Origin of the sequence: Dawidia cretensis (assembly GCF_018598175.1) — a bacterium.
In the GTDB taxonomy this organism is placed as follows: domain Bacteria; phylum Bacteroidota; class Bacteroidia; order Cytophagales; family Cyclobacteriaceae; genus Ohtaekwangia; species Ohtaekwangia cretensis.
Map to the genome: position 1 here is coordinate 1 of NZ_JAHESE010000077.1, position 2,444 is coordinate 2,444.

Consider the following 2,444-nt stretch of genomic DNA (forward strand, 5'->3'; position numbering starts at 1 on the left):
CCATCAACGACGACTTACCGCTACCGGAGTACCCCATCACGGTGACGAAACGGTTCTGCGCCAGCTGCTGTAGAATTTCATTAATCTGCCCCTCGCGTCCGAAAAAAAGGTGACAATCCTCGAGAGAAAAAGGCCGCAAGCCCGGAAACGGATTTTCTGCACGCATCCGGAGGTCGGAAACGACACCGGGATCTGAGGCTAAGTCGGGGTCTTCGTTATGTAAGGGTCTGTTTGACATAAGAGGCTATCCCCCCTGACTCGGTAAAAGCTCGTACATGGGATCGGGGACCTGGTATTTCACAGCTGGGAAAACTAGTCTATCTAAAAAAAAATGGGCTCAGTCGAAAAAATTCGATTCCGAATTAAAGCAATTTTCAGGGAATAAAAAAAGGGCCGGAGGGCCCCCTTTTCAATAACACATGTATGGTAAGTATAATTACTTGACTTTTTTTACGATGGCTTCAAAAGCCCCCGGGTGATTCATGGCTAAGTCGGCCAGAACCTTACGGTTCAGATCGATACCACCTTTTTTGAGTTTACCCATGAGTTCGGAGTACGAAAGACCATGGATGCGAGCTCCAGCGTTGATACGGGCAATCCATACGCCGCGGAATTCTCTCTTTTTCTGTTTGCGGTCACGGTACGCATACCCTAAACCTTTTTCAACGGCGTTTTTAGCTACCGTCCAAACATTCTTCTTACGGCCGAAGAAGCCTTTTGCGAGCTTCAAAATGCGCTTACGTCGCGCGCGGGAAGCTACATTGTTTACTGATCTTGGCATTTTACTTTACAATTTTTTGGCTGATGGCGACTTTCTGTGCGAAAGCTCTTGAGGCCAGCATCCGGGTTAAACATTGAACCAATTAAAGAACGAGCATGGCTTTCACATTGGCCATATCCGCAGCTGTAACCAAAGATTTGTTACCCAGGCGTCTTTTTTGCTTGGTTTCCTTCTTGGTCAGGATATGGTTTTTGAAAGCACGCTTGTGCTTAATCTTACCAGAGCCAGTCACTTTAAAGCGCTTTTTGGCACCTGATTTTGTTTTTAATTTAGGCATTGTATATAAATTAAACTGTGTTATTTCTTTGCCTTCGGCATGAGCATCATGCTCATCCGCTTACCTTCCAGCCTTGGCATTTGCTCTACCTTGCCATTCTCCTCCAGCAACTGCGCAAATTTCAGCAACAGAATCTCGCCGCGTTCCTTGTAAACAATGGAACGACCGGCGAAAAACACCGTCGCCTTTACTTTAGCGCCTTCCTGTAAGAAGGTAACGGCATGCTTCAGCTTGAAGTTAAAATCGTGATCGTCAGTATTCGGACCAAATCGGATCTCCTTGATCACAACTTTCACGGTCTTTGCCTTGATCTCTTTCTGTTTCTTCTTCTGCTCGTACTTGAATTTGGAGTAGTCAACGACCTTACATACCGGCGGATCTGCGTTTGGGGAGATCTCCACCAGATCCAAATTCTGTTCCTGAGCAAGGCGAATGGCCTGTTGGATGGGATAAACATCTACTTTGATGTTTTCTCCTACCACCCGTACACGCTGAGCTGTGATCCGCTCGTTGATACGATATGGTTCCTCAGGCTTTTGGGGGCCCCTACGCATAGGTCTGCCAAAACTTCCCCCGGGTCTGTTTGTGTTGGTGTTAATAATCAAAAATGTTTAAGTCCGAAAAAAAACAGGGTGCAAATATCGCTATTATTTTATCTAATCAAAATATCAATTTGGAGCAGCACACTCCAACCTGAACCTGTCCACAAACTCACTTAGCAAAACACTGTCCTGGGCGCCTTGACCATGCATACGGATGGCCACTTTCTGTTCAGCGACCTCCTTCTCTCCCACAATCAACATGTACGGAATCTTTTTAGTCTCGGCATCGCGGATCTTGCGGCCGATCTTCTCGTCACGATCATCCAATAAGCCTCTGATATCCTGACCTTTAAGCGTGTCATAGACAAGTTTTGCATAATCATTAAAACGCTCCGAAATGGGCAGCACGGCAATCTGGTCCGGTGCGAGCCACAGCGGGAAGTTGCCTGCGCAGTGTTCTATCAGCACGGCAATGAAACGCTCCAGCGAGCCAAAAGGTGCGCGGTGCAGCATTACCGGACGATGTTTTTGATTATCCGAGCCGACATACTCCAGCTCAAAACGTTCGGGCAGGTTATAATCCACCTGAATCGTACCGAGCTGCCAGCTGCGACCGAGCGCATCTTTCACCATGAAGTCCAGCTTCGGACCATAGAAGGCTGCTTCGCCCTGAACCGCCACCGTCTGGAGTCCACGTTCGTCGGCTGCCTCCTGAATCTGACGTTCCGCCTGGTCCCACAGATGGTCCTGACCGATGTACTTCGCTTTATTCGCCTGGTCGCGCAGCGACACCTGGGCTGTGTAGTTTTCAAAACCCAGCGATTTAAACACGTGCAGCACGAGG

5 protein-coding genes are annotated in these 2,444 nt (G+C 48.2%); all 5 read right to left on the reverse strand.

What is annotated here, in order from left to right; all coding sequences use genetic code 11:
* Positions 1-238, reverse strand: a 238-nt coding sequence (locus KK062_RS29720) for an nSTAND1 domain-containing NTPase (RefSeq protein ID WP_254088026.1), incomplete at its 3' end; no start/stop codon positions are given.
* 198 nt (positions 239-436) lie between these two features.
* On the reverse strand, positions 437-781 hold the full coding sequence (rplT, locus tag KK062_RS29725; protein ID WP_254088027.1) for a 50S ribosomal protein L20: 345 nt from the start codon (positions 779-781) through the stop codon (positions 437-439).
* 82 nt (positions 782-863) lie between these two features.
* Entirely contained in the window at positions 864-1,058 is a 195-nt protein-coding gene (rpmI, locus tag KK062_RS29730) for a 50S ribosomal protein L35 (RefSeq protein ID WP_254088028.1), read from the reverse strand.
* Positions 1,059-1,078: 20 nt separating this feature from the next.
* Positions 1,079-1,612: a translation initiation factor IF-3 gene (gene infC / locus KK062_RS29735; protein WP_254088029.1), complete on the reverse strand. Its 534-nt coding sequence runs from the start codon at positions 1,610-1,612 to the stop codon at positions 1,079-1,081.
* Positions 1,613-1,726: 114 nt separating this feature from the next.
* On the reverse strand, positions 1,727-2,444 hold a 718-nt coding region (locus KK062_RS29740; protein ID WP_254088030.1), incomplete at its 5' end, for a His/Gly/Thr/Pro-type tRNA ligase C-terminal domain-containing protein.

What these genes read in the sequence shown, in the direction of transcription:
- rpmI (WP_254088028.1), bottom strand. Translation starts at nt 1,058, where the DNA reads ATGCCTAAATTAAAAACAAAATCAGGTGCCAAAAAGCGCTTTAAAGTG.
- rplT (WP_254088027.1), bottom strand. Translation starts at nt 781, where the DNA reads ATGCCAAGATCAGTAAACAATGTAGCTTCCCGCGCGCGACGTAAGCGC.
- infC (WP_254088029.1), bottom strand. Translation starts at nt 1,612, where the DNA reads ATGCGTAGGGGCCCCCAAAAGCCTGAGGAACCATATCGTATCAACGAG.